This is a genomic window from Algibacter ulvanivorans (assembly GCF_048381495.1).
Taxonomy (GTDB): Bacteria; Bacteroidota; Bacteroidia; order Flavobacteriales; family Flavobacteriaceae; genus Algibacter_B; species Algibacter_B ulvanivorans.
This window is the reverse complement of sequence record NZ_JBLWGD010000003.1, coordinates 99,989-126,457: the sequence shown is the minus strand read 5'-3', so window position 1 is coordinate 126,457 and position 26,469 is coordinate 99,989. Positions and strand designations below refer to the sequence as shown.

The window sequence follows — 26,469 nt, the reverse complement described above, 5'->3', positions numbered from 1 at the left end:
AGTTTTTTATTGTTTTTAATTAAAACAATGTTAAATCGATTTAATTCTTAAAAATACCTTTAATTTTTTTGTAAATTCAAAATCAAATTTAATTTATAAATATCATGCCAACATTTAGCTTAAAAATTAATAATAAAACTCATACAGTAGAAGCAGATATGGATACACCTTTGTTATGGGTGTTAAGAGACAAAATAAATTTGGTAGGCACTAAATTTGGCTGTGGTATAGGCCAATGCGGGGCATGTACTATTCATATAAATGGTAATGCTATGCGCAGCTGTTTATTACAAGTTTCGCAGGCAGAAGGTATGGATATTACAACTATAGAAGGACTTTCTGCAGATGGAAGTCACCCTGTGCAACAAGCATGGAAAGAGGTTGATGTGCCACAATGTGGTTATTGTCAAGCTGGACAAATAATGACAGCTTCTGCGTTTTTAAAAAACAATCCTAATCCGTCTGATACCGAAATACGAAATGCTATGCATGGAAATATTTGTAGATGCGCAGCATATAATAGTATTGAAGAGGCGGTAAAATTAGCTTCAAAAAAGTAAATAAATAACCTATAAAAATTAATCAATAAAATGGCAGCTTCAAAAAAAACAGTATGTAGTCGAAGATCGTTTTTAAAATCTTCAGCATTAGCTAGTGGTGGAATGCTAATAGGTTTTAACTTATTTACGGCTTGCAAATCCGATGCAAAATTACCGGTAGATTTAAGTCAGTTAAATTATAAAGATTTTAATGCGTTTATTAAAATTTCAGAAGAAGGAAAAGTAACTATTTTTTCTCCAAACCCAGAAATAGGGCAAGGTGTAAAAACATCAATGCCAATGCTAATAGCCGAAGAGTTAGAAGTTGCTTGGGATGATGTGTATGTAGAGCAAGGCAAGTTAGATACCAAAAATTACACTAGGCAAATTGCTGGCGGTAGTCAATCTATTAGATACAGTTGGGAACCGTTACGCCAAACAGGGGCAACAGCCAAACAAATGCTAGTAAATGCAGCAGCAGCTAGATGGGGTGTTTCTGTTTCAGAGTGTTCTGTTAACGAGGGTGTTATTACAAACTCTAAAGGCGAAACCTTAGGCTATGGCGATGTGGTTTTAGAAGCTGCCAAACTTGAAATTCCAGAAGAAGTTACTTTAAAAGACCCTAAAGATTTTAAAATTATTGGTCAAGGAAAAGGAAATGTAGATATTGATAAAATTATAACAGGCAAACCTCTTTTTGGGCTAGATTATAAAGAAGAAGGAATGCTATATGCCTCGGTTTTACGCCCACCAGCATTTGGACAAGTTTTAGATACTTTTGATGCTTCGGAAGCGAAGTCTTTACCAGGCGTGGTAGATGTGATAACTATTGGAGAAAAGGTTAGAGCTTATGAAGCTAGCGGAAAGCGAAATTGGTCTATGGTAATGAGTAACTCCAATAAAGTTGTAGTTTTAGCTAAAACAACTTGGGATGCCATGAAAGGTAAACAAGCCATAAAAGCCATTTGGAAAACAGAAACACCTCTTGAAAATACAGAAACACATGATAAAGAGTTATTAAAGTTATTACAAGGAAATACATTTGATACTAGACGAAAAGACGGAAATGTAAAAAATGCTTTTGCTAAAGCCGATAAGGTTATAGAGCGTATTTTTGAAGCTCCTTTTTTACCTCATAATACAATGGAGCCTATGAACTTTTTTGCTAACGTAACTCCCGAAAAAGTACATTTAGTAGGCCCAGTACAAACACCAGCAGCAGCAGCTGAAGTAGTTGCAGATTTATTAGATAGAGATATAAAAGATGTGCACCTAGAAATGACTAGAATGGGTGGTGGTTTTGGACGTAGATTGTATGGCGATTTTGTTTATGAAGCTGCCGAAATTTCTAATGCCATACAAAAACCCGTTAAGGTAGTATCTTCACGAGAAGATGATATGACAACAGGCGTGTACCGCCCAGCTGTAAAATATAAAATATCGGCTTCTATTAAAGATGGAAAATTAACAGGATACCACTTAAAAGAAGCCTGTGTAAACGGAAACATGTACGGTTTAATACCTAATTTTTTTCCAGCAGGTGCAATAGAAAACTATCAGGTTGATACCGTAAATTATAAAAGTAACATCACAGTAGGCGCTTGGAGAGCACCATATACAAACTTTTTAGCTAGTGCAGAGCAAAGCTTTTTTGATGAACTAGCCGAAGAGTTACAAATAGACCGTGTGCAACTTCATATGGATTTACTAGATAATGTTAAAAAAAATCCAGATGCAAATATAAATTATAGCCCAGAAAGGTTACAAGGAGTTTTAAAATTAGCTGTAAAAAAATCTAACTGGGGCAAAGTTATTCCAGATGTTTATCAAGGGCTTTCCGTTTACTATTGTCATAATTCATACGTTGCCGAAGTAGCCGAGGTAACTCTAGAAAATGGTATACCTAATGTAAAACAAGTAACTTGTGCTATAGATTGTGGTATTGTTGTAAACCCAACGGGAGCAATTAATCAAGCCAAAGGCGGTGTAATTGATGGTATAGGTCATGCTATGTATTCTAATTTTGGTTTTAATAATGGGGTACCACAATCCAATAATTTTAACACATATCAATTAATTAGAATGGGGCAAACACCAAAGGTTAATGTACATTTTATAGAAAGCAATGTAGCACCAACAGGTTTGGGCGAACCCACGTTGCCACCAGTTGGAGCAGCAGTAGCAAACGCCATTTATAAAGCAACAGGTAAACGTTTAACAAAGCAACCATATATGAGTAATATGAATGCCGAAGAAAAAATTATAGGATAATAATAACACAAATTATATATGAGTTTATCGCCAGAAGAAAAGGCAAAAACATCAGAAGATTTTTTAAAACTTAAAACAACCCAACGTGCTAAAAATAGCGTTGGGTTTTCTGCTATTAAAAATTCTGTAGGGCAAGTTGCCAAGTACATGAATCCTGCTAAGGCTTTAAAGTTATCGTTTAAAATAAATCAAAAAGGTGGTTTTGATTGCCCTGGTTGTGCATGGCCAGACCCAGATGACGAAAGGTCTTCGCTAGGTGAGTACTGCGAAAACGGTATAAAAGCCATAGCAGAAGAGGCCCAAAATAAAACCATAGATGCTAAGTTTTTTAAGACCTATAGTGTTGATGAATTATCAACATGGTCAGATTTTAAAATAGGTAAATCAGGCCGATTAGCAGAACCTATGTTTTTAGCAAAAGGAGAAAAACACTATCAATCCATTTCTTGGGAAAAAGCATTTAAAAAAGTAGCCCAGCATTTAAACGCATTAAATAATCCTGATGAAGCTGTTTTTTATACCTCGGGAAGAACAACAAACGAAGCTGCTTTTTTATATCAATTATTTGTGCGCGAATTTGGTACATCAAATTTACCAGATTGTTCCAATATGTGTCACGAAGCAAGTGGTAGCGCGCTAAATGAAACATTAGGTATAGGCAAAGGTTCGGTAACTCTAGATGATTTGTATAAAGCCGAGGTTGTAATGGTGGTTGGCCAAAATCCAGGTACAAACCATCCGCGAATGCTTACAGCTTTAGAAAAATGTAAAAATAATGGAGGTAAAATTATTGCCGTAAACCCACTTCCCGAAGCTGGATTGCTAAAATTTACTAATCCGCAAAGCCCCCAAAAATTATTAAAAGGCGGCACACAAATAGCAGATGTGTATGTACCTATAACTATTAATGGCGATGTGGCTTTTTTTAAGGCTTTACTTTTAAAATTATTAGAAAAAGAAGAAACAATAGGAGGCGTTTTCAATCAAGACTTTATCAATAATTTTACTTCTGGTTACAAAGCATTTATAGCAGATTTAAAACAGTATAATTTTAATGATTGCCTAAAAGCATCAGGAGTAACCTTATCTGTGTTTAATGAAGTTTTTAATTTAATTCTCAATAATAAAAAAATTATTATATGTTGGGCCATGGGCTTAACCCAGCATGAAAATGCGGTTGATAATATTCGAGAAATAGTAAATTTACTATTACTTAAAGGCAGTATAGGTAAAGAAGGGGCAGGCACTTGCCCGGTTAGAGGGCACTCCAATGTGCAAGGCGATAGAACTGTTGGTATATGGGAATCTGCACCCCAAGCATTTCTAGACAAAATAGAAAAAAAATATGGCTTTAAACCAACAAATAAACATGGTTATTCTGTAATCGATGCTATTAAAGCTATGTACGAAAACAAAGCCAAAGTGTTTTTTGGTTTAGGCGGTAATTTTATATCAGCAGTTCCAGATACCTTATATTCTGCGCAAGCATTAGCCAATTGTAATTTAACAGTTCATGTAAGTACAAAACTTAATAGATCGCATTTGGTAACAGGTAAAGAAGCATTAATACTACCTTGTTTAGGGCGTACCGAAAAAGATTATCAAAAAACAGGTATTCAAGTACAAAGTGTAGAAAACTCAATGGGTGTTGTACATACAACAAAAGGAGTTTTAGAGCCTTGCTCTAAAAAAATAATTAGCGAAGTGGCCGTTGTTTGTGGTATAGCTCAAGCCACTTTAAAAGAAAAATCAAAAATTAATTGGCTGCAATATCAAGACAATTATAGTTTAGTACGAGATGATATAGCTGAGGTTGTAGATGGTTTTAAAGATTATAATAAAAAATTAAAACAACCTGCTGGTTTCTACTTACCTAATGGCGCAAGAGAGCGAATATTTAAAACCAAAACAGGAAAGGCCAACTTTTCTATTAATAAATTACCCGAATGGAAACTTAAAACTGATGAGCTAATTATGATGACTATTAGAAGTCACGATCAATTCAACACAACAATTTATGGGTTAAACGACCGTTATCGAGGTGTTTTTAACGAAAGACGTATTGTTTTTATGAATCACGACGATATGAAACAACGCCATTTAAAAGAGCACCAAATAGTAAATTTAAAATCAGATTATAACGGTGTTATACGCGAGGCTCATAATTTTAAAGTTGTAGCTTATAATATTCCACAAAACTGTTGTGCTACTTATTTTCCAGAAGCCAACGTACTAGTGCCTTTAAGTAGTTTTGCCCATACAGCCAAAACACCAGCTTCAAAAAGTGTTAAAGTTACTATTAATGCCGTTAAATAACAGGTAAAATAAAGCATGTAAAATATGTTAAAATACCATTAGTCGACACTTAAACGTTATTCGTCGACACTAAAATATAGGTTAAACGAATAAGAATATTTACAGCTATAATATAAATTATATTTGTTAGTAATAAATTAATTAAAATAGTAGAAATGAGAGCTTTAAATATATTGCTAATAGAAGATGATATGATAGAAGTTATGAAATTTAACAGAACCATTTCATCATTAGAATTAAAACATAAAATAGTTGAAGCCAATAATGGAGAAGATGCATTAAAAATATTAGAAAAAAAAGAAGAATTACCTGACATTATTTTGTTAGATTTGAATATGCCAAAAATTAACGGTATTGAGTTTTTAAGTATTTTAAAGAAAGATGAAGTTTTAAAATATATACCTACAGTAATATTAACCACTTCTAGTAACCAAGCAGACTTGCTAGAGTGTTTTAAAATAGGTGTCGCTGGTTATGTTTTAAAACCTTTAAAATATGAAGACTATATAATCAAAATTGAAAAAATACTGGCATATTGGAGTGATAATGAATTAATTCAAGTTTAAAATATACCATTTAAGTATTGTTTTGTTAAGTTTTTTACAATTAGTTTAAAAAGATATTTGACTTAGAATTAATAAATAAACAAAGCGTTTAAGTTTTTTTAATTAATAAGAATTAATGAGTCAAGATAAAATTGAAATTCTACAACAAGAACTAGCTCGCGAAAAAGCAGCAAGAATACTAGCAGAAAAAACCTTAGAAAGTAAAACAACCGAACTTTTACAAGCCAATAAAAAACTAGAACAATCCTACCTAGCATTAGAAGCAGATTTAAATAAAGCCGACTCTCAATTACAAGGTGTTTTTGAAAACATTGTCGATGCCTATGTCATTATGGATTTAATGGGCTATATTTTAAAAATGAACGACGCTGCTGTTAAACTCTTAGGCTTCGATAACTCTAAAGAAGACTTTAATTTGCTTGAAATGGTAAAGCCAAGTGAAGCATTACGTGTAGCAGAATCATTTCAAAAACTTCTTAAAAACGGATCGTTAACAGATTTTAATGTTACTGTAATTACCAAAAAAAAGGAAGAAAAAATAGTGCACATAAACGCAAGTGTAATATATGATAAAGGGTCGCCTGTGGCCGCACAAGGTATAGTTAGAGATATTACAAAAGAAAAAGAAATAGAAACGAATTTAATTCAATCAGAAAAGCGATTAGTCGATTTATTAAAAAACCTAGATTCTGGTGTATTAGTTGAAGACGAAAACCGTAAAATGGTTTTAATTAATGATGCCTTTGTAGGTTTCTTTTTAAAAACAGGAAAACCATTAATGCAAAAAGGCGACGATTGCTCTTTAGCAGCCGAACGTAACAAATCACTTTTTAAAAACCCTGAACATTTTGTAAAAAGCGTAGAACAAGCTGTTAAAAACAGAAAGTTAATTAAAGACGAAGAATTCCAAACTGTTGATGGAAAAATATTTGAAAGAGACTTTGTGCCTATTTTTAATACTGATAATGAGTACAAAGGGCACATGTGGAATTATAGAGATGTAACCATACAAAGAAACTTTAATAGAAGTTTAGAATTCCAAAAACAAAAATATCAAAACATTATAGCCAACATGAATTTGGGTATGGTAGAAGTTGGTATTGATGATAGAATTTTAATGGTAAATCAAAGTTTTGCAAAAATGACTGGGTATACCGAAAAAGAACTTATTGGAGTTAAAGGAAAAGATTTTTTACCTGCAAAAGAAGACAAAGACCTAGTAAAAGAAAAAGTAAAAGCAAGAAAAAAAGGAAGAACAGATTTATATGAAGTAAGAATAAGAAATAAAGCAGGAGATATACGATATTGGTTAGTAAGCGGTGCACCAAACTACAATGTAAAAGGAGAGCTTGTAGGCTCTATAGGTATAAATTTTGATATTACAGATTTTAAAAATTTACAATTACAAAAAGAAGAACTATTAAAAAAAGTAGAAAAAAGTAATAACGAATTGCAAGAGTATGCCCATATTGTTTCGCACGATTTAAAATCGCCATTACGTAGTATTAATGCACTAGTAAGTTGGCTAAAAGAAGATAACAAAGGGAAGCTAGACGATATAAGTATGCAAAATTTAGCACTTATAGATACAACTCTAGAAAAAATGGATCAGCTTATTTCAGATGTTTTAAGTTATTCTAGTATTGGTGCAGACGAGAACGAAAAAGTCGATGTTAATTTAAACGAGGTTATAACCAGTTTAATTAAAATTATGTACAAACCAGACCATATTTCTATCGACATTTTAAATAAACTACCTATAGTAAAAGGAGATAAAACTAAGCTACAGCAAGTATTTCAAAATCTTATAAGTAATGCCATAAAATTTATAGATAAAGAAAAAGGATTTGTTAAAATTAATGTAGAAGATGCACAAACCCATTACAAATTTTCAATAGAAGATAATGGTATGGGTATAGAAAAAAAGTTTCACGATAAAATATTTAAAATATTTCAAGCCCTAAATAAACGCGAAGATTCTACAGGTATAGGCTTATCAATAGTTAAAAAAATAATCGATTTGCACGAAGGCCAAATATGGCTAGATAGCGAACCAACAAAAGGAACCACTTTCTTTTTTACATTAAAAAAATAGATTATGAAAACGGTTCAATTACGAAAATATAAAGATAAAGATTGGGAGTTTTTAACACCTCCAGAACAATTAGTAAATCCATTAGTTTTAGTTTTTGGAAAACGCATAGTGTTAGAAGACTCTAAAGTATATACAACAATTAAAAAAATATTTCCAGATGGCCATATTGTATTTGGCTCTACAGGAGGCAATATAACAGCAAACTCAATTTACGAAGACTGTTTAACTGTTACCGCAATACAACTAGAAAAAAGCACCTTTAACGTAGAACATATAAACCTATCTCAAACCAATTTAAATAGTTACGACGCTGGCGTTAGGTTGGTAAATAACTTAAAAAAAGACGATTTAAAATACATTCTAGTCATTTCAGACGGTAGTTTTGTTAACGGAAGCGAGTTAATTAAAGGCATGAATAACTCGGTAAGCAATAATGTTTTAATAACAGGCGGTTTATGTGCCGATAATATTAAGTTTGAAAGAACTTTGGTATCGTATAACGAAAACCCTAAAGATGGCGAAATTGTTGCCATAGGATTTTATGGAGAGCATATAGAAATATCATCGTCTATTAGCGATGGTTGGCAACCTTTTGGGCCAGAACGTATAATAACCAAATCGAAAGGCAATATTTTATACGAACTAGATAATAAACCAGCTTTAGATTTATATAAAAAGTATTTAGGAGATAAAGCTAATAATTTACCCGCATCGGCTTTACATTACCCGCTTTTAATAAAAACCGAACAAGAAGATTTACCTTATATACGGTCTATTTTAAACATAAATAAAGAGTATAATGCCATGATTTTTGCTGGCGATGTGCCATTAAACTCTAAAGCACAGTTAATGATGACAAGTGCCGACAATTTAATTAAAGCCACACAAACAGCAATACAACAAGCCTATAAACCAATAAGTAACAAACCTCAATTAGCATTATTAGTAAGTGGAGTAGGAAGAAAAATTAAATTAAACCAACGTGTTATAGAAGAAGTTCAAGAAGTAAATAAAAATTTAGAACATCCAATAACCGTGTGCGGTTTTTATGGATATGGTGAAATAGCACCTTTACATGAAGAAAATATGTGTAAAATGCATAGCCAATCAATAGCAATAACTTTTATAAGTGAGTAATGAATGCGTTATTAAAACATCAAATAGATAAATATTTAAGCAATAAAAATGTCTCGAATGAAGATTTGATGGCCTTTATAGATGCTGTAAATACATCATACGATAATTTTGACGATCAATACCAATTGCAACAACGCGCAACTGCAATAAGCTCTCAAGAGCTTATAGAGGCTAATAATCAACTTAAAAAAGAAACCCAACTGCAACGCAATATTATAGATCAATTAAATACCGCAATAGAAGCTATTAATTCATCAGCCCAAACAGAAAACAAAAAAGAAAATAAAGAAAATACACTTAACCTAAACCCGCAGCAATTAGCAGAATTTATAAACAAACAAACTAACGAGATTAGTCATATAAATAAGCAAAGAGAAAAGCTTATGAACGAACTAGAATCTCAAAACGAAGAGTTAGATAACTACGCCTATTTAGTATCTCATGATTTAAAATCGCCGCTTAGAAGTATAGATGCGCTTACCTCATGGTTAAAACAAGAAAGCGACGATAGTAAAGCAGGAAATAATTCTGAAAATTTAAAACTTATAAGAGATAATGTAGAAAAAATGGATAATTTAATTAGCGGTATCTTAAATTATTCTACAATTAACAAAAAACAATCTCAAGTATATCAATTAGAAACCAAAGCTATTATTGATGAAATATTAGCAGAAACCCAAATACCAGAGCATATCCTAATTAAAATTGCACCAGATATGCCTACAATTAATGGTGATAAATTTAGAATTAAACAATTATTTAAAAACTTAATAGATAATGCAATTAAGTATAACAATAAAAAGCAAGGCTTATTAGAAATAGGTAATGCTAAACAACCTAACCATTGGCAATTTTATGTTAAAGATAATGGTGTAGGGATAGATAAACAGTATTTCGATAAAATATTTAAACCCTTTCAAAAACTAGAAAATAATTCTACAGCAACAGGCATAGGGTTATCTATTGCCAAAAAAATTGTGTTGGCTTACGAAGGCAAAATATGGGTCGAGTCTGCTATTAATATTGGTACAACAATACACTTTACAATAAAAAAATAATGTATGGAACACCCTAATCTATCTTATATAAATAAGCTTTCTGGCGGCGATCAAGCCTTTAAAGAAAAACTTATATCTATTATAAACGTTGAGTTTCCAGAAGAGAAAGACGTTTACTTTAAAAATATAGAAAATAATAATTTTAAAGAAGCTGCAAGTAATGTTCATAAACTTAAGCATAAAATTAGTATTTTAGGGCTTGAAAAAAGCTACGAAGTTGCTGTTGATTTTGAAAATAACCTATTGGAAGGCAATACAGAAAAAAAACAAGAATTTGACAATATTTTGCAAATAATGACAGACTTTTTAGCAAGCTTATAATGTTAATATGAATTGTATTATTATTGATGATGAGGCTACAGCAAGGGCTATAATAATTCAACTTTGCTCTAAAATCTCAAGCATTAATATTTTAGAAGATTTTCCTAATGCCATGCAGGCTATTAAGTATTTAAATCAAAATAAGATTGATCTTATTTTTTTAGATATACACATGCCTGATTTTACAGGTTTCGATTTTATTCAAACATTAAAAAATCCGCCAAAAATAATTCTTACAACTTCCGATCCTCAATTTGCTATCGAAGCTTTTGATTATGATTGTATTGTCGATTATTTAGTAAAACCCATTACTTTACCTCGGTTTGAAAAAGCCATTCGTAAAGCAGAAAATATTGTAATAAATTCAACCAGTACCGATACTACTTCAGAGCATACAGAAACAAACTCTGTAAACGATTTATATATAAATATTAATAGACGCTTAATTAAAATAGATATACCTAGTATATATTTAGTGGTTGCCAAAGGCGATTATATTAATATAAAAACCGAAGCCCAAAACTTTACAGTACATTCTACGCTAAAAAAAATAGAAGAAAAATTACCTACCGATTTGTTTCTAAAAGTGCACCGTTCTTACATAATTAATATCCATAAAATTATAGATATTGAAGACAATAGCGTTTTAATTAAAAAAGATGTCGTACCTGTAAGCCGCTCTAATCGTCCAGAGTTAATGAAACGATTAAATCTATTATAATTTTTATTAAACTGCATTTTGTCGATTAAATAGGTGTTTAATCGATTATTTGTTTTAAAATATATCATGTTTTGTAATAAATATCCTGTTTAATATGTGTTTTTTCATACATTTATTGAAGAATTAATTTATACCATTCATCTATATATTTAAACCATTCGTCTACAGTAATTTTTCACTTAACGAAAATTATCAGTACAACATTTGGTTTAAACCTATTTTTGATATACCAAATCTATACAGTCATGAAAAAACTATTACTATTTGCCTTATTAATTTCAAGTTCGCTTATAGCACAAGACACTCCGTTTTATTGCGACTATAACGCTTATTTATTTCAGTATAACGATGTATATGCTATCGATTTAGCATCCGGAAACTCATATACAGTAGCAACCGATGTTACTCCTGGTAATATTAACGCAACTGCTTATAATCCAGCCGATGGATATATTTGGGGCTCATTAAGTACACCAGCAAAAACCATTGTACGTATTGGTAAAAATTTTCAAACCACAACATTTTATATAGACGAATTACCAACAAGTGGCCGTTATGTAGGCGATGTTAGTAATGCAGGTGTTTATTATTTAAAAGGTGGAGGCACTAGTTATTACGCTGTAGATGTAAACCCAGAGTCTGCAAATTACGGTAATTACATAACAACTAAAACCCTTGCTCAAAACATTAGTATTCATGACTGGGCATTTAATGCTGTTGATGGTAAATTGTATGCCGTAGAAAAAGGTACCAATATTTTATATAGAATAGATGCCGAAACAGGCAGTATGGAAACATTAGGTGTTGTACCAATTCTTTCTGGCTTAAATTATACTTATGGCGCTGTTTATTTTGATGCTTCTGGGCGTTTTTACATATCGGCTAACCAAACAGGAACTATTTATGTTATACAAAACGTACAAGATTTAACAGGTTTAAATGCTATCGAGTCAAACTTATTTGCCTTTGGCCCATCAAGTTCTCAAAACGATGGTGCACGTTGCCCTACCGCACCAGTACCACAAGAAATATGCGATAATGGTATTGATGATGATGGCGACGGGTTAATTGATTGCGAAGACCCTTCATGTTCTGGTTATTCTGGTTGCCCTGTAATACAAGCCTCTATAACATCGAGCGCTAACGAAGGCGGATTAGAAAGTAATAACAGATTAGCAGAAAAAATAAGTAAACGTAACTTTAATAGAGCAAAAAACAGTTATAAATTTAATAAAGCTACCGCAAAGCGCTTTACAAAAACGGCACAATACGGTAAAAAAGTTAATGCCAAAAAAGGAAGCGGTTTTCAATTATCAGACATTATTCCTTTAGGAGTTATAAACGAAGATACCGCTATAGAGTCTTCACCAGACGATTTAATAGGTATAACCAATGCAACCGAAGTTTATTCTGTAGATTATTTAAGGAATGATAATGCCGTAGCGTCCATTTTATTATTAAAAACAGATGTAGGCGTATACGAGCATACAAAATATATTTGCGACAGGTTGTTAGGTGCCCAATTAATATCGGTATCGACCATGGAAATTAATGGACAACAATTTATAAAAGCACTAATAAGAAATGTAGAAGGCAATTTAGAATTCGCTTTAAGCCTTTCGGCAAAATCTATAAACGGCGGTGCTAATTTTGGAATAGAAAGCCATTGGAATTTAGATAAATACGAAAGCAATGTAGGCTTTTATAATTTTCAAATATGGTCTAACTCTTTAGACGATTTAATAAAACTTGGCGAAGAGGTTGTAAGATTGCTAGATGTGCAACAACCCGTAACAAGTTATAATAACTCTACGCCACCAACTGTATTTGTTAGATCTGGAAAATACCAAAACGGTAAATTAAACTTACAAATAGTAAATACCAATAGAAGCGAAGCTGTTGTTTTTGATGGCGGTTTAAGAGAAACCGAAGTTGATGTTGTAGAAAACGTATCGACAAATATAGATTTAACAGGTAGTTATATTTCTAATATTGAAGTAGATGCAGGAAGTTTATTTGATATAGGGTTTAGAATTGGCGATGGTGTAAAAACTCCAGACGATTTATTTATGTCCGATGGTCCTTGGGGGTATGATGATGCCGCTGCAAGTACAACCGTTACAAATTACACCGTAGAAACTAATAGCGTAGCTTTTAATGATGATGTTTACCAAGTAGAACGAAACATAAACCTAGAAGCCACAACAAGCGATTATATTGCAGCATACAGAGCCTTAACACCAAAATTTAACCCTATAGATTTTACCGAGTATAGCAACTTTAATTTGCAAGCAAAAGGTACAGGAACACTTATTATAAGATTAGTAAAAGAAAGTGTTAGTAATTGGGAAGCGCAATATAAAACAAGTATAGAATTAACAGAAAATTTAGCCAACTATTCCATACCACTTTCGGCATTTACTTCAAATACCGGTGTACCGTTTGAAACTAACGATATTACATCTATAGTATTTACCATGTTAGCCAGAAATGGTGTTGAAGAAACCAAAGTAATGAACTTAAAACAAGTACATTTTGCTAAAAACGCCCTGTCTGTTAAAGAAGAAAACGCTAATAAATTAGAAACATTAGCCATACCAAACCCAATGGCATTACAAACTACAATACACTTTACTGCTTTAAATACAGAAACTGTAAGTGTACTAGTTTATAACCAAATAGGGCGTTTAGTAAAACAAATTCAAGTTGATGCAAAACCAGGAAACAACCAAGTAATTTTAAAACGAGATAATTTAAGTGCAGGTATATACTTTTGTACCATTAAAAGTAACTTAACTAATTATAAAACAACAAAATTACTGATGGATTAATTAATAGCAGATTATTTATTTTAAAAGGCAAAGGACGAAAGTTTTTTGCCTTTTTTTATATTAATTGTAGTATATTTCACTCTTTAGTATTTGGAAGTAATTAGAGTGATAAAATGACCATAACACAGTACGTAGACATAGTAAGTAAAAGACTTCAATCTGGAATATCAAGAGAACATTCTTACCGAGGCGATCTAGAAGCACTAATTAGAAATTTAGTACAACATGTAGACATAACCAACGAACCTGCAAACGTAACCAATTGCGGAAACCCAGATTATGTAATTACAAAAGGAAAAATTCCTGTGGGTTACATTGAAGCTAAAGATATAGGTAAAGACTTAAACAGTAAATTGTACAAAGAACAATTTGGGCGTTACAAAAAAGCACTCGACAATTTAATAATTACAGATTATATCTGGTTTCAGTTTTTTCAAAACGGCGTATTAGTTCACGAAATAAAAATTGGCGATATTGAAAACAATACCGTTAAACCAATTCCCAAAAACTTTTCGAAATTTGAAAACTTAATAAAAGATTTTTGTACACACGTTGGGCAAACCATTAAATCGTCAAAAAAATTGGCAGAAATGATGGCTGGTAAAGCACGTTTATTACAAGACATTTTAGAACGTGCCATAACAAGCGACGAAAAAACACAAGAAAACACCTCGTTAAAAGGACAATACGATACCTTTAAGCAAATACTAATACACGATTTACAACCCAAAGGTTTTGCCGATATTTATGCTCAAACCTTAGCTTATGGTATGTTTGCAGCACGATTGCACGACCCAACTTTAAACGATTTTAGCCGCCAAGAAGCCGCAGAACTCATACCAAAATCTAACCCTTTTTTACGTAAACTCTTTGGCTACATTGCAGGACCAGATATAGACGAGCGTATTGTAACCGTGGTAGATAACCTTGCCGAAGTGTTTAGAGCTACAAATGTAGAGCAACTTTTGCAGCATTTTGGAAAAGCAACCCAAATGCACGACCCAATAATTCATTTTTACGAAACATTTTTGGCAGAATACGACCCAAAATTACGTAAAGCACGCGGTGTTTGGTACACCCCAGAACCTGTGGTAAATTTTATAGTGCGCGCCGTAGACGATATTTTAAAAACCGAATTTAATTTACCACAAGGTTTAGCAGATACCAGTAAAACCAAAATAAAATTAGACACCCAAACACCCGATAAACGTTCTGCAACAGGTTACAAACAAATAGAACGCGAGGTACACAAAGTACAAATACTAGATCCAGCAACTGGTACAGGCACTTTTTTAGCCGAAGTAGTCAAGTTTATTTACAACAAAAACTTTAAAGCCATGCAAGGCGCATGGAGTGGTTATGTAGAAGAGCACTTAATACCAAGACTAAACGGTTTCGAGCTGCTTATGGCAAGTTACGCCATGGCACATTTAAAACTAGATATGCTGTTGCGCGAAACAGGTTATAAATCCACTAAAAACCAACGCTTAAATGTGTATTTAACCAACTCGTTAGAAGAACACCATAAAGATACAGGAACACTTTTTAGCAATTGGTTAAGTAGTGAAGCCAACGAAGCCAATCATATAAAACGAGATACACCTGTAATGTGTGTTATTGGAAATCCGCCTTATAGTGGCGAAAGTGCCAATAAGGGGAAGTGGATTATGGATTTAATGCACGACTATAAAAAAGAACCAGGAGGAAAAGAAAAATTAAAAGAACGAAATCCAAAATGGATAAATGACGATTATGTAAAATTTATACGTTACAGTCAGCATTATATTGAAAAAAATGGAAGTGGTGTATTAGCCTTTATCAATCCGCACGGTTTTTTAGACAACCCAACATTTAGAGGTATGCGTTGGAATTTGCTTAAAACCTACGATATAATTTACACCATAGATTTGCACGGTAACTCTAAGAAAAAGGAAGTTTGTCCAGATGGTTCACCAGACCAAAATGTATTTGACATTATGCAAGGTGTCGCTATTACTATTTTTGTAAAAACAGGGAAGAAGAAAATTAACCAATTAGGAAAAGTTTTTCACTATGATTTATTTGGAAAACGTGATGAAAAATATGATTTTTTGTTGAAAAGTAGTTTAAAGACAATTGATTATGTAGAATTGCCAAATAAAGCACCTAACTATTTTATGGTGCAAAAAGATTTTGAAGCTGAAGAAAATTATACTAAAGGATTTTCTCTTAACAAATTATTTTTAATAAATTCAGCAGGAATAGTAACTGCAAGAGATGCTTTTACTATTCATTTTTCAAAAAAAGAGGTTGAAAAGACTCTTGAAGAATTTATTAGTTTGGATGATGAAAGTGCGAGAATTAAGTTTAAACTTGGTAAAGATGTTCGAGATTGGTCTGTTTCAGGAGCAAGAAACGATTTGAATAATTCTGGTTTAGATTATTCAAATATCGTACAAATTAATTATCGACCTTTTGAAAATAGGTTTACATATTATACCGGAATTTCAAAAGGTTTTCATTGTATGCCAAGAGGCGAAGTGATGAGTCATATTTTTAAAAGAGATAATTTTAGCATAATCTGCCCAAAACAAGTGCCAGAAAAAGAGAGTTCTGGTGTTTTTATTTCTAAATTTATTTCAGGACATAAAACTTGTAGTGCCTATAATATTAACAATATATTTCCTCTTTATTTATACCCAGATGAAGAAGATGGCATTTTCAAAGGAGACGAACGAACACCCAACCTAAACCCAGACATAGTAAACCAAATTGCAAAAAAAATAGGGTTAACATTTATAGCAGAGCGTGAAGACGAGCTAGATTTAAGTTGCTATTTAGAAGGTTACCCCACAGAGTTTAGCCCAATAGATTTGCTAGATTACATCTATGCTGTTTTACATTCGCCAACTTATAGAGAAAAATACAAGGAGTTTTTAAAAATAGATTTTCCAAGAGTGCCTTTTCCAACAAATCCATATAATTTTTGGCGTTTGGTAAATTTTGGTAGTCAAATGCGTAAAATACATTTGTTAGAAAGCCCAAAAGTAGAAGATTACATTACCAGTTACAACATGGCAGAAGGTGCAGAAACAGACCATAATGTAATTACCACAAAAATAGGAAAGAAAGATTGGGAAATTATTGATACCGAAAAACAATTAGGCAGAATTTGGATAAACGAAAGCAAATATTTTAATAACATTCCTGTAACGGCTTGGGAGTTTTATATTGGTGGTTATCAACCCGCACAAAAATGGCTAAAAGACCGTAAGGAAAGAGAGCTAAAATTTGAAGATATTTTACACTATCAAAAAATTATAGTTGCCTTAACAGAAACAGGTAGTATAATGGATAAGATTGATAAAATAGATATTGAGTAATTACTATTTTCTAAAAATTGGAGCATCAAACAAATACCATTTAAACCTTAAGCCAATTTCATTAAAAGTAAAACCAGCGGCAGTTGCCGAGGCAATATTACTACGTGTGCCAAAAAGGTTTAAAATAGCACGTTCAGAAAACTTATAACCTAATTTACCTTGTATGCGGTAGGTACTTTGGCTACTATCGTCTTCAATATATTGTAAACCTGTGGCAGCCGTAAGCTCGTAAAACCATGCTTTGGGTTTTGTTATGGCTTCATCTTTAATAATATTTACAAATACTTCGCCTGCATTAAATTTTTCGGGACTAAAATAAATGGTTGGCACTTGGTTTTTAAAGGTAATGTATTGGTAATTTAAACCCGCTTTAAGCGATGGTTTTGGTAAAATATTGTAGTATAACGAGGTAAACAATAGGTTTCTAGCATTTTCGTCGTTTTGCCAGGTATAAAAATACTGCGTAAACCAACCTAAATTAAAATTGGTACTTACGCTGTAATTGACATACATGTTATTCATTACAATTTCTCGATTTAATAACTCGGCATTAAAACTTTGTATTTCGCTTTTAAAACCAATATCTAAAACCTGTAATTTAAAAGGTTTAATGTTTAACGAAAAGTTGGTTACTAATTGCGTATAATCGCTTGTATTTGCTTTTGCCGATGTTACTCCGGCCGTACCGTTAAAAGTAATGCTTGGTAATAATTGGTATGCCAAACCCAACGAAAAATCGTGCGATGTAGCATCGTTATTAGTTACTTTATTACTTGTAGTTCTGTAACCATAATTAGCCAACCACTTAAACTTTGTAGAGGTAGGAAACTCTATTTTTGTTGTAACACCAAAGGCTTTATTATTTCCATTATCAAAAGAGTAGGAGGCTTTGGTTTCCCAAAACGGTGTAAAGCTCGTGTTTAGTGTTTTTATAAAGTTGGTGGCATCTTTTTGCTCGTTATAAAAGGTTAATGTGTTTTCGGCCGATTTGTAGGCGTTATCGTAATTACCAATAGCTTTTTCGGCATTTGCTTTTCCTAAATTGCCATCAAACGAGCTGCTATCGTTTACTAAAATACGGTTGTAATCTGCAACACTTTTTTTAAAATTGCTTTTATAAATGTTTAAAGTGGCACGTAAGGCTAAAACCCAATTGGCATTTGGTTGTGCTTCTATTAACGTGTTTATTATTTGTTGTGCGTTTTTATACTTTTTATTCCAAATTAATGCTTGTATATAACGCTCTTGCGTTTGTTGTATTAGCGTTGTATCCTGTAATGTTGCTATGGTGTTATAGGCTTGTTGGCTAATGTTTAGGGCTTCTTTTTCTTTTCCTTTTAAGTGTTTTACTAAGGCCAATCCGTTTAAAGCTATAGTTTTATTTTCTGGTTTTTTGGCTATGGTATTGTAGGTTGCCTCTGCGTTATTAAATGCTCCAGATATTAAATAGAGGTTTGCTAAATTTAAAAGGGTGTCTTTATCGTCTTTAAAAAGTTTTAAATTTTCTTTTAAAAGAATTTCGGCTTGGTCGTAATTTTTAGCTTGCTGGTTTTGGTAGGCATATCCTAAATATATGTATTTTTTCGAGGTTAATGCGTTTGGGTTTCCTGGTAATACTGTTAAAGCTTTATCTACATATATTAACGCATCGTTATAGGCTTTTAAGTTAGATAGGGTATTGGCATAACTTAATAAAGCGGCAAAGCTTGTAGGATCTTCATCAATTAAGGCCTTAAAAAAGGTTTTTGCTTTGGTAAAATTGCTTGTCCATAATAAAGACTCGCCATAATTTAGTTTTACTTCAAAATCTGAAGGATAATCGGCCAATAAATTAGCGAAAAGAGTGTTGGCTTTATCGGGTTTTCCGTTTAGCCCAATGGCTCTTCCGTAACATAATCTGGCAGTTTTGTTATTGGGGTGGTCTTTTAATATGGTTTTAAAAAAGGTTTCTGCTTTATTGTATTTACCTGTTTCTAGAAAGGTAAAACCCTCTTGCATATCTTGCGCTTGCGTTAACATTGAGGTTAAAATAGTAAGTAAAACAAATAACTTTTTTAAAGGCATATAATTTTTATTTATTACAAGTGCAAGTTAATTAATTATAATGAGCGGTAGCCAATAATTACGTTAGTATGTATAATTACAAAGCCTTTTAGGTTGCTATTAATTTTAAGTTATTTTATCTGTAATGTAAGGCTATTTGCCCTAGTTGACCAACAATTTGAACCGAATCTCGCATGGATAGTTTAGAGCCATCGGCATGTATCCATCGTTTTAAGGGTTGCTCGCAGATATAGGAAATGGCTTTTTGTTTTCCGTAGTGTTTACGCATTCTCATAAAAATTTCAACATCAAAAATCCAGCGTGTTATAAATTTATCTTTAAACATGTGTTTAGCAATATCTTTATCCATAATTTTTGCACCACATTGCGTGTCGTTAAACGACATACCTAAAATGGTTCGAATAATAAGGTTTATGGTTTTACTTATTATAGCACGGGCAGATTCTTTGGCAATATTAGCACCCATTCTGGCCATTCTAGAACCGCTTACAATTTTAAAATCTGAATTTTCAATGGTTTTTACCAAATCATCAAAATCTCTAAAATCTGTAGATAAATCGGCATCTAAATAGCCTAAATAATCTAGTTGAGGGTCTTCAGCTAAATGTAAAATGCCTTGCCTAACGGCTTCGGCTTTACCACCGTTTTTTTCGCAGTTATAAACACTAATATTGGCTTCGCGTCCTTTTCTTAAATTGTTTAAAACTTCTAATGTATTATCTTTACTACCATCGTTTACAAAACATAAATGGTAACCTAAGTTACTATCTACAAAGTCTAAAAACTCTTTGCTAGACAGTCTTTCTTCTTCATTATAACAAGGAATAACAACACCAACACAACGTTCTTGTAGCATTTGTTCTTTTTTATCGTTGTTTTGTACTTTATTGGTTTTTAATCCAAATATTCTATTTATTCTAACGGTTACCTCATTTAACGATACGGGTTTTTTCATGTAATCATCTATACCTAAATCAAAACCATCAATAATCGTATCTTCATTTGTGTTTCCAGAAAGGACTAAAATTTTTGTATCCGATTTTTTTTCAAGTCTAATGGTTTTTACAACGTCTAATCCAGACATGCCGTCCATATTAATATCAACAATAACAATATCGGGTTTGTACGAATCAAAAAGCGCTAAGCCTTCTTCGCCAGAGCTAGCACATTTAATATCGAAACCTAAATCGGATAAGTGTTTTTCTAATGATAACAGTATTAATTGTTGATCATCAATAGCTAAAATTTTAATCATAATAGTAGGGATTTGGGGTTAATTTTACTATTTAAATAGCTTCTATTTGTATTAAATTTGTGGTAAATGTAATATAATTTTGAAAGAAATGTATCATAAATTTGATTTATTTATCGACAAAATGTTATATTTGTCAGATATTGTGCTCAAAAACATTAAAATTTTCTTAATATTTAAGTTTTTAACAAGCATTATTTTTTTAACTATAAACCGTAAAATTATTTAATAACCATTACAATTAATTCATTCATCTAAAGCAAACCGTTATTAAACGAAATTTGCATTCCCTCTAATAGTTCTTGATAGATATTTGTATCAGGGCGCAACGTATTATTAATTTAAACATGCCAACTTATGTCACTTACAATTAAAGAAGACCACGGAACATTTTTGTTAGAAGGAGTTATTAACACAACAACACTTAAACAGTTTAAAGAGCGTTTAGAGTTTTTATTGGCTTATACCAATGCCGTAACTATAAATATAGATAAAGTAACTTCTATTAATAAAGAAGGATTAAAAGCTATAGAAGATCTTTTTTATACAGCCAAATTAAATAATAAAACGTTTTGTGTTATAGGATATGGTTGTAAAGATATTTATGAGTTTATAGATTTATCTGGGTTAGAGGCCGCATAAACTAGTTTTAATTTTTTAAATAGAACACATGCAAATTTTAACTATAATAAAATCTAAAAAAATAACACCAGAACAGCTTTTTATGCTAAGCGTTTTGGCGGTTAATGGCGGTAATTATTTGTATAATTTAATACTTGGCCGTGTTTTAGGGCCAGCACAGTTTGCAGATGCTGCAGTTTTAATTACTTTTTTGCTTGTATTAAGTTTTGCAGCCATGACATTTCAATTAGTAACTGCCAAATTTTCTGTGCTTTTTGAGAATGAAGTTTTTAAAAGCTTTGTGTCTAAAATATATAAAAATGCACTTTTAGTTGGTGTTGTAATGGGCTTGCTTATTGTTTTGTTTGCGGGTTACTTACAAGAGGTGTTTAACACATCGTCATCTAATATGTTTATTGTTTTTGGTTGCGGTGTGCCATTATATTTTTTAATGAGTGTTAATAGAGGTGTTTTTCAAGGTAAAAAAGCATTTAAATTGTTATCTATTACATACCAAGGCGAAATGTTAAGCCGTTTAATTATAACATTAGGGCTAATTTTAATTTTTAATATACAATCGTCTGTAGTTATAGCAGTTGGTATTTTAGCATCGTTTGTATTTGGTTTAATACCTTTTAGGTTTCCTACATTAGTACCTAAAAAAGCTTTGGTGTTAAGTAAATTACAGGCTAAAGAAATTAAAAGTTTTTTTATTATAACAGCCTTTTATGAGCTTACCCAAATTATAATTAATAATAGCGATATACTTTTAGTTAAACATTATTTCGATTCTTACGAAGCTGGTTTATATGCATCTTTAGCATTAATTGGCAGAATCGTATATTTTATTGCCTGGATGTTTGTTATGCTATTATTACCAACCGTTGTTCAGCTTAAAAAAGAAGGTAAAAAAACAGCTCCAACACTTTTTAAATATATAGGTTATATAGCAGCAATTTCTATTACAATAATTTTGGCTTGCTTAAGTTTTCCAGAAACTATTATTACTTTACTTTTTGGTAAAAGTTATATTGCTATGGCGCCTTTATTATGGAAATACGCTATAGCAACCTCTATGTTTGCTATATCTAATATTTTTGCATATTACTATTTATCTTTAGATAAATATATTCCTGTGGTTATTTCTGGCATATTTGGTATGCTACAAATGGTATTAGTTATTTTTTATCATGATAGTTTAGCACAAGTAGTGCATATGCAAATTATAGCGATGCTTTTATTACTAATTATCCAACTTATATTTTTTAAATACGAACAAATAAAATCTAAACCAACTTTAGCATAACTCTAATAATTAGAACGTGTTAAAAACATAAAACCCAAACTTATGAAATTAGCCATTGTAACAGCTTACCCGCCTAGTAAAGTCACTTTAAACGAATATGCTTATCATTTAGTTAAGCAATTTAGACAAAATGAAGACGTAACAGAACTTATTTTATTAACCGATAAAACTGAAAAAGTAAAAGATTTACAATTTACAGAGGCAGGATGTAAAATAATTGTGAAAGAGTGTTGGGCTTTTAATAGTTATAAAAATATTTTAACTGTAAAAAAAGCATTAAATGAAACCCAACCAGATGCAGTATTATTTAATTTACAGTTTATGAAGTTTGGCGACAAAAAAATAGCTGCGGCATTAGGTTTAATGTTACCACTTGTTTGTAAGCTTAAAAAAACACCAAGTATTGTTTTATTACACAATATTTTAGAGGAAGTAGATTTAGGAAGTGCTGGTTTTACATCCAATAAATTAATGCAAAAAATTTATGGGTTTATAGGTACAACATTAACTAAATTAATTTTGCAAGCCGATACTGTAGCTGTAACCATGCAAAAATATGTTGATATTTTAGAAGCTAAATACGGTGCTAAGCATGTAAAGTTAATACCGCACGGTACATTTGAAATTCCAGAAGAACCAGATTATTTATTACCCGACGGACCTTTGCAAATTATGACTTTTGGAAAATTTGGTACATATAAAAAAGTAGAAGGCATGATTGAAGCTGTCGAGATGGTTAGAGCCTCTACAGGCCTAGATTTAGAGGTTGTTATAGCAGGAAGAGACAATCCTAATGTACCAGGATATTTAGATAAAGTACAACGAGATTATAAGCATGTACCTCAAGTTAGGTTTACGGGTTATGTTGAAGAAGAAGATGTGCCTGTTATATTTAATGAAAGCACAGTAGTTGTATTTCCATACACATCTACAACTGGAAGTTCTGGTGTTTTGCATCAAGCCGGAAGCTATGGTAAAGCTGTTATTATGCCAGATTTAGGCGATTTAGCCTTATTGGTTCAAGATGAAGGTTATAGAGGAGAGTTTTTCGATCCTACAAGTGTTGAAAGTTTAGCTAAAGCTATTGAAGCTATAGTAACAAATGATGCTTACCGATTAGAATTAGCAAAAACTAATTATAAAGCCGCTACAGCACATCCTATGTCGCAAATAGCAGCGTTGTATATCGAGAATTTTAAAGCCATAATAAGTAAAAAGAATAAAGCTAGTGCGGTAATAGCCTAATACTACTTTTTAGAAATGTATTTAAAAGCTGGTTTTAATTTGCCATTTTTATTTATTATACCATAATGTTCTTGTAATTTTTTTCTCCACGGTAGTCTGCCAACTACTTCGGTAGGGATATTGCTAAAATCGTATAAAGTCCAGAACATAAAAGGAATTTCATGTTTAGCAAACAGCGCTTGCGTGTGTTTATGAAATTGAGCTTGATCTGCTTCATTATAGCTAAAAGGTTTCCATAAACCTGTATAAGAGGAAACTCCATATTCTTGCAATAGTATAGGTTTGCCTTTTACTTTTTCTTTTAGGGTGTTGTGGGCTTGTATAAAATTATTAATATCGCGGTAGTAATGATAAGATACAAAATCGACATGGTTAATAAGTTCTGTGCCAGCTTCAGGAGAAGACCAACCAATAGTTACTGGGTGCTTGTTATCCCATTTTTTAATATTAACTAGCATTTGTTCTAGCCAAGCTAAAACACGTTGTTTGCCTCTAGAATCGAAATCTAAATCGGGTTCGTTTTTTATATCCCAACCTAATAATGCAGGATGATTTTTTACTGCTTTAACAATAGTTTCGGCATGTCGGTGGGTAAGGGTCCAGTTAGATACATCATAATCGCCATAAAAATCGAATAGTGTTATAAGCACGTTTAAGTTGTTTTTATGGGCAATATCTAGCGTTGTTTTTAATAAATCTAACTTTTTACTATCAATTTTATTTTTACCAAAATCTTCATATTGAATAAATATTCTAATGGTATTTAAGCCCAATGCTTTAATAATTTTAAAGTCGTTATTTATAATGGTGTCGTTATATTTTTTACCAAAAGTATCCCAAGGCGAGTCTTTAGGGTAGTAGTTAAGGCCTTTTAAATGTTTAATTTTAGCTAAATGTTTTTTAATGTTTCTAGGTCTAGTTTTAGTGGTATCAATAGGAGATTCAATTTCTTTAAGATGTCTTATACGCCAAAATCCATCTTCTAAAAGCATCATAACTTGGTAACTTGTTGTGTCTTTTTCAGTAAATAAAAGTTTATCTGCTTTATAAATTTCTTGGTATTCTTCAACGTTATAATCTTTAAAAACGACCATGGTGCCATCGGCCGAGTAAAAATCTAAATCCGAATTGTGGTTTAATGTAGTACGTTTATACCAAAGGTTTTTTTCAAGGTTTAAGTCTATGTTTTCATATAACCTTACTCTTGCACTATCTGTATAAAAATCTTCTATACCATAACGATCGTTTTTTTTATACGCTATATTTCTAACATGCCAAGCATTCATATAATCATTACTAATTTCGCTTAACGCTTGTTGTTCCATAACCCGGCCAGGATTTTTTAAATTAATCCACTTTAAACTGGGTTTATACACATCTTCCATTGGTACTTCTAGGTGTAGCATAGAGGTTTTGTCTGCTCCAGTATTCATAAAAGCCCAAGCGGCGCCAATACCAAAAATAATAAGGGCGTTTAATGCTATAAAAGAGAGCATTAAAATAACTCTGTATAATGTTTTATTTAGTTTAATTGTCATGTATGTTTTTAGTAAATTCTTTGGTTATTCCTGCGGCTTTTATTTTTAGTTTATAACGACCTTCGGGTAAAAAATGTGCGCCTAAATAAATGTTACAACTTCCATTTTTTGTTGTTGTTTTTTTAGTTTCTATAAATTTACCATTGTTGTTGTAAATATCTAATTGTAATAATACGCCGTCTGGAACAAGTTGCGTCATAAAACTTTCAAAAGGCCCAATATCAATATTTCTATTTCCTTTAGAAAAATGGACGGGATAGTCTTTTATTGCAGATTTAAAATTGTAGGTTATAGTGTTACTTTCGGCAGCACCTGTTATAAAGGCTTGAATTTCCCATGTTGATGCTTTGTCTGGGTGTAGTGTTTTGGCTTCTGCAATACCATTTAATGTGGTTCCTACAGTATACAGGTAAGCGTTGTTGTTTTTAATAACAAAAGTTACTAGTGTTCCGTTACTAACTTGGTTGCCAAATTTATCTTTTATAATATTAGATTTTAAAGTTAATATTTGGTTACCATCTGCAAAATGGTGTGCACTAGTGGCTTTAATTTTAAAATTAGTAGCATTTGCTGGGTAAACAATGGTAGTAAGTTCTTTTGATGTTGTACCGTTACAAGCCGATGTTACTAATATTCTACCAGATTTGGTTGTAGATTGTACATTATACCATGCTATAAAATTTTTTGTTTTAACATTTACCTCGCTAATGTTTTCTAGAAATTGGTATTTAATTGTTACAGCTGTATTATCATCTAAAGGGTTGTCGTAAACATCGGTAGGAGATACTGTAAGCATTGAAAAATCGTTATAACCAGCAGTTACACTTCTGGGACCAAAATAGGATTCGGTATGCGTTGCTTTTTGTGTATTTGAGCTTATGTTTAACTTGCCATTTAATATATTTTTATTATTAAATAAGAGTTTCCATGTGCAAGGTCCAGCGAGCTTAGTGTAGTTTTTTGGTAGTTTAAATGTTATTTTGGTGTTATTATTTTTAGCTGTAGATAAAAGCGTGTTACCAAAAGCATTTTTAATTAGTAATTTATAATTATTATTAGGAATATTTGTTTTAAAGCTTAAAGAAATACTATCGCCAGCAGTAAATTTTTTTTGCGTTGTTATTAAACGAGTATTTGGAGTTATAGGCCGTTTTTGCGCTTCTTCATTTTTTGAAGTGCAACATATAAAAATGAAACTTAAAATTATAATAACTGTAATTCGCATA

Annotated in this window: 18 protein-coding genes; 14 read left to right on the top strand and 4 right to left on the bottom strand. The window is 31.9% G+C overall.

The window, feature by feature from the left end:
• The first annotated feature begins 104 nt into the window (after nucleotides 1-104).
• The 11 genes from ACNG5D_RS08945 (at nucleotide 105) to ACNG5D_RS08895 (ending at nucleotide 17,217) form a co-directional block, all read left to right on the top strand.
• Nucleotides 105-560: a (2Fe-2S)-binding protein gene (locus ACNG5D_RS08945; RefSeq protein WP_418183173.1), complete on the top strand. Its 456-nt coding sequence runs from the start codon at nucleotides 105-107 to the stop codon at nucleotides 558-560.
• Between the two features lie 30 nt (nucleotides 561-590).
• A complete protein-coding gene (locus tag ACNG5D_RS08940) occupies nucleotides 591-2,810 on the top strand; it encodes a xanthine dehydrogenase family protein molybdopterin-binding subunit (RefSeq protein WP_418183172.1) in 2,220 nt (739 codons plus the stop codon).
• 18 nt (nucleotides 2,811-2,828) lie between these two features.
• A complete protein-coding gene (locus tag ACNG5D_RS08935; protein ID WP_418183171.1) occupies nucleotides 2,829-5,126 on the top strand; it encodes an FdhF/YdeP family oxidoreductase in 2,298 nt (765 codons plus the stop codon).
• A gap of 155 nt (nucleotides 5,127-5,281) precedes the next feature.
• Entirely contained in the window at nucleotides 5,282-5,692 is a 411-nt protein-coding gene (locus tag ACNG5D_RS08930) for a response regulator (protein WP_418183170.1), read from the top strand.
• Between the two features lie 115 nt (nucleotides 5,693-5,807).
• On the top strand, nucleotides 5,808-7,787 hold the full coding sequence (locus tag ACNG5D_RS08925) for a PAS domain-containing sensor histidine kinase (protein WP_418183169.1): 1,980 nt from the start codon (nucleotides 5,808-5,810) through the stop codon (nucleotides 7,785-7,787).
• A gap of 3 nt (nucleotides 7,788-7,790) precedes the next feature.
• A complete protein-coding gene (locus ACNG5D_RS08920; protein WP_418183168.1) occupies nucleotides 7,791-8,924 on the top strand; it encodes an FIST signal transduction protein in 1,134 nt (377 codons plus the stop codon).
• Nucleotides 8,924-9,982 carry a sensor histidine kinase gene (locus ACNG5D_RS08915; RefSeq protein ID WP_418183167.1) on the top strand — a complete coding sequence of 353 codons (1,059 nt, stop codon included), beginning with the start codon at nucleotides 8,924-8,926 and terminating at the stop codon, nucleotides 9,980-9,982. Before ACNG5D_RS08920 ends, ACNG5D_RS08915 begins: the two co-directional genes overlap by 1 nt.
• Before the next feature lie 3 nt (nucleotides 9,983-9,985).
• Entirely contained in the window at nucleotides 9,986-10,303 is a 318-nt protein-coding gene (locus tag ACNG5D_RS08910) for an Hpt domain-containing protein (RefSeq protein ID WP_418183166.1), read from the top strand.
• A gap of 7 nt (nucleotides 10,304-10,310) precedes the next feature.
• Entirely contained in the window at nucleotides 10,311-11,024 is a 714-nt protein-coding gene (locus tag ACNG5D_RS08905; RefSeq protein WP_418183165.1) for a LytR/AlgR family response regulator transcription factor, read from the top strand.
• Nucleotides 11,025-11,269: 245 nt separating this feature from the next.
• A complete protein-coding gene (locus ACNG5D_RS08900) occupies nucleotides 11,270-13,855 on the top strand; it encodes a DUF6923 family protein (RefSeq protein ID WP_418183164.1) in 2,586 nt (861 codons plus the stop codon).
• 113 nt (nucleotides 13,856-13,968) lie between these two features.
• Nucleotides 13,969-17,217 (top strand): type ISP restriction/modification enzyme, encoded by a 3,249-nt coding sequence (locus ACNG5D_RS08895; RefSeq protein WP_418183163.1) that lies wholly within the window; start codon nucleotides 13,969-13,971, stop codon nucleotides 17,215-17,217.
• A gap of 3 nt (nucleotides 17,218-17,220) precedes the next feature.
• Here ACNG5D_RS08895 and ACNG5D_RS08890 read toward each other — a convergent pair whose 3' ends face one another.
• Nucleotides 17,221-19,281 (bottom strand): tetratricopeptide repeat protein, encoded by a 2,061-nt coding sequence (locus ACNG5D_RS08890; protein WP_418183162.1) that lies wholly within the window; start codon nucleotides 19,279-19,281, stop codon nucleotides 17,221-17,223.
• A 115-nt stretch (nucleotides 19,282-19,396) separates the two neighbouring features.
• Nucleotides 19,397-20,533 carry a response regulator gene (locus ACNG5D_RS08885; RefSeq protein ID WP_418183470.1) on the bottom strand — a complete coding sequence of 379 codons (1,137 nt, stop codon included), beginning with the start codon at nucleotides 20,531-20,533 and terminating at the stop codon, nucleotides 19,397-19,399.
• 357 nt (nucleotides 20,534-20,890) lie between these two features.
• On the opposite strand from ACNG5D_RS08885, the gene ACNG5D_RS08880 reads away from it, so the two are divergent.
• From ACNG5D_RS08880 to ACNG5D_RS08870, 3 genes are read left to right on the top strand one after another with little or no spacing between them, the layout of a single operon-like run.
• A complete protein-coding gene (locus ACNG5D_RS08880; protein WP_418183161.1) occupies nucleotides 20,891-21,175 on the top strand; it encodes an STAS domain-containing protein in 285 nt (94 codons plus the stop codon).
• 28 nt (nucleotides 21,176-21,203) lie between these two features.
• Nucleotides 21,204-22,460 carry an oligosaccharide flippase family protein gene (locus tag ACNG5D_RS08875; RefSeq protein WP_418183160.1) on the top strand — a complete coding sequence of 419 codons (1,257 nt, stop codon included), beginning with the start codon at nucleotides 21,204-21,206 and terminating at the stop codon, nucleotides 22,458-22,460.
• A 42-nt stretch (nucleotides 22,461-22,502) separates the two neighbouring features.
• On the top strand, nucleotides 22,503-23,705 hold the full coding sequence (locus ACNG5D_RS08870; protein ID WP_418183159.1) for a glycosyltransferase: 1,203 nt from the start codon (nucleotides 22,503-22,505) through the stop codon (nucleotides 23,703-23,705).
• A gap of 2 nt (nucleotides 23,706-23,707) precedes the next feature.
• Here the strand turns inward: ACNG5D_RS08870 and ACNG5D_RS08865 are convergent, their stop codons facing one another.
• Together ACNG5D_RS08865 and ACNG5D_RS08860 are read right to left on the bottom strand one after the other, a co-directional pair.
• The gene (locus ACNG5D_RS08865; RefSeq protein ID WP_418183158.1) at nucleotides 23,708-25,243 is read right to left on the bottom strand and encodes a glycoside hydrolase family 2 TIM barrel-domain containing protein; all 1,536 of its coding nucleotides are present in this window, start codon (nucleotides 25,241-25,243) and stop codon (nucleotides 23,708-23,710) included.
• Nucleotides 25,233-26,468, bottom strand: coding sequence for a hypothetical protein (locus tag ACNG5D_RS08860; protein ID WP_418183157.1), 1,236 nt, complete (start codon nucleotides 26,466-26,468; stop codon nucleotides 25,233-25,235). Before ACNG5D_RS08860 ends, ACNG5D_RS08865 begins: the two co-directional genes overlap by 11 nt.
• Nucleotide 26,469: the final 1 nt, after the last annotated feature.

Coding starts and splice junctions, on each gene's coding strand:
- ACNG5D_RS08945 (WP_418183173.1), top strand. CDS start 105: ATGCCAACATTTAGCTTAAAAATTAATAATAAAACTCATACAGTAGAA.
- ACNG5D_RS08940 (WP_418183172.1), top strand. CDS start 591: ATGGCAGCTTCAAAAAAAACAGTATGTAGTCGAAGATCGTTTTTAAAA.
- ACNG5D_RS08935 (WP_418183171.1), top strand. CDS start 2,829: ATGAGTTTATCGCCAGAAGAAAAGGCAAAAACATCAGAAGATTTTTTA.
- ACNG5D_RS08930 (WP_418183170.1), top strand. CDS start 5,282: ATGAGAGCTTTAAATATATTGCTAATAGAAGATGATATGATAGAAGTT.
- ACNG5D_RS08925 (WP_418183169.1), top strand. CDS start 5,808: ATGAGTCAAGATAAAATTGAAATTCTACAACAAGAACTAGCTCGCGAA.
- ACNG5D_RS08920 (WP_418183168.1), top strand. CDS start 7,791: ATGAAAACGGTTCAATTACGAAAATATAAAGATAAAGATTGGGAGTTT.
- ACNG5D_RS08915 (WP_418183167.1), top strand. CDS start 8,924: ATGAATGCGTTATTAAAACATCAAATAGATAAATATTTAAGCAATAAA.
- ACNG5D_RS08910 (WP_418183166.1), top strand. CDS start 9,986: ATGGAACACCCTAATCTATCTTATATAAATAAGCTTTCTGGCGGCGAT.
- ACNG5D_RS08905 (WP_418183165.1), top strand. CDS start 10,311: ATGAATTGTATTATTATTGATGATGAGGCTACAGCAAGGGCTATAATA.
- ACNG5D_RS08900 (WP_418183164.1), top strand. CDS start 11,270: ATGAAAAAACTATTACTATTTGCCTTATTAATTTCAAGTTCGCTTATA.
- ACNG5D_RS08895 (WP_418183163.1), top strand. CDS start 13,969: ATGACCATAACACAGTACGTAGACATAGTAAGTAAAAGACTTCAATCT.
- ACNG5D_RS08890 (WP_418183162.1), bottom strand. CDS start 19,281: ATGCCTTTAAAAAAGTTATTTGTTTTACTTACTATTTTAACCTCAATG.
- ACNG5D_RS08880 (WP_418183161.1), top strand. CDS start 20,891: ATGTCACTTACAATTAAAGAAGACCACGGAACATTTTTGTTAGAAGGA.
- ACNG5D_RS08875 (WP_418183160.1), top strand. CDS start 21,204: ATGCAAATTTTAACTATAATAAAATCTAAAAAAATAACACCAGAACAG.
- ACNG5D_RS08870 (WP_418183159.1), top strand. CDS start 22,503: ATGAAATTAGCCATTGTAACAGCTTACCCGCCTAGTAAAGTCACTTTA.
- ACNG5D_RS08865 (WP_418183158.1), bottom strand. CDS start 25,243: ATGACAATTAAACTAAATAAAACATTATACAGAGTTATTTTAATGCTC.
- ACNG5D_RS08860 (WP_418183157.1), bottom strand. CDS start 26,468: ATGCGAATTACAGTTATTATAATTTTAAGTTTCATTTTTATATGTTGC.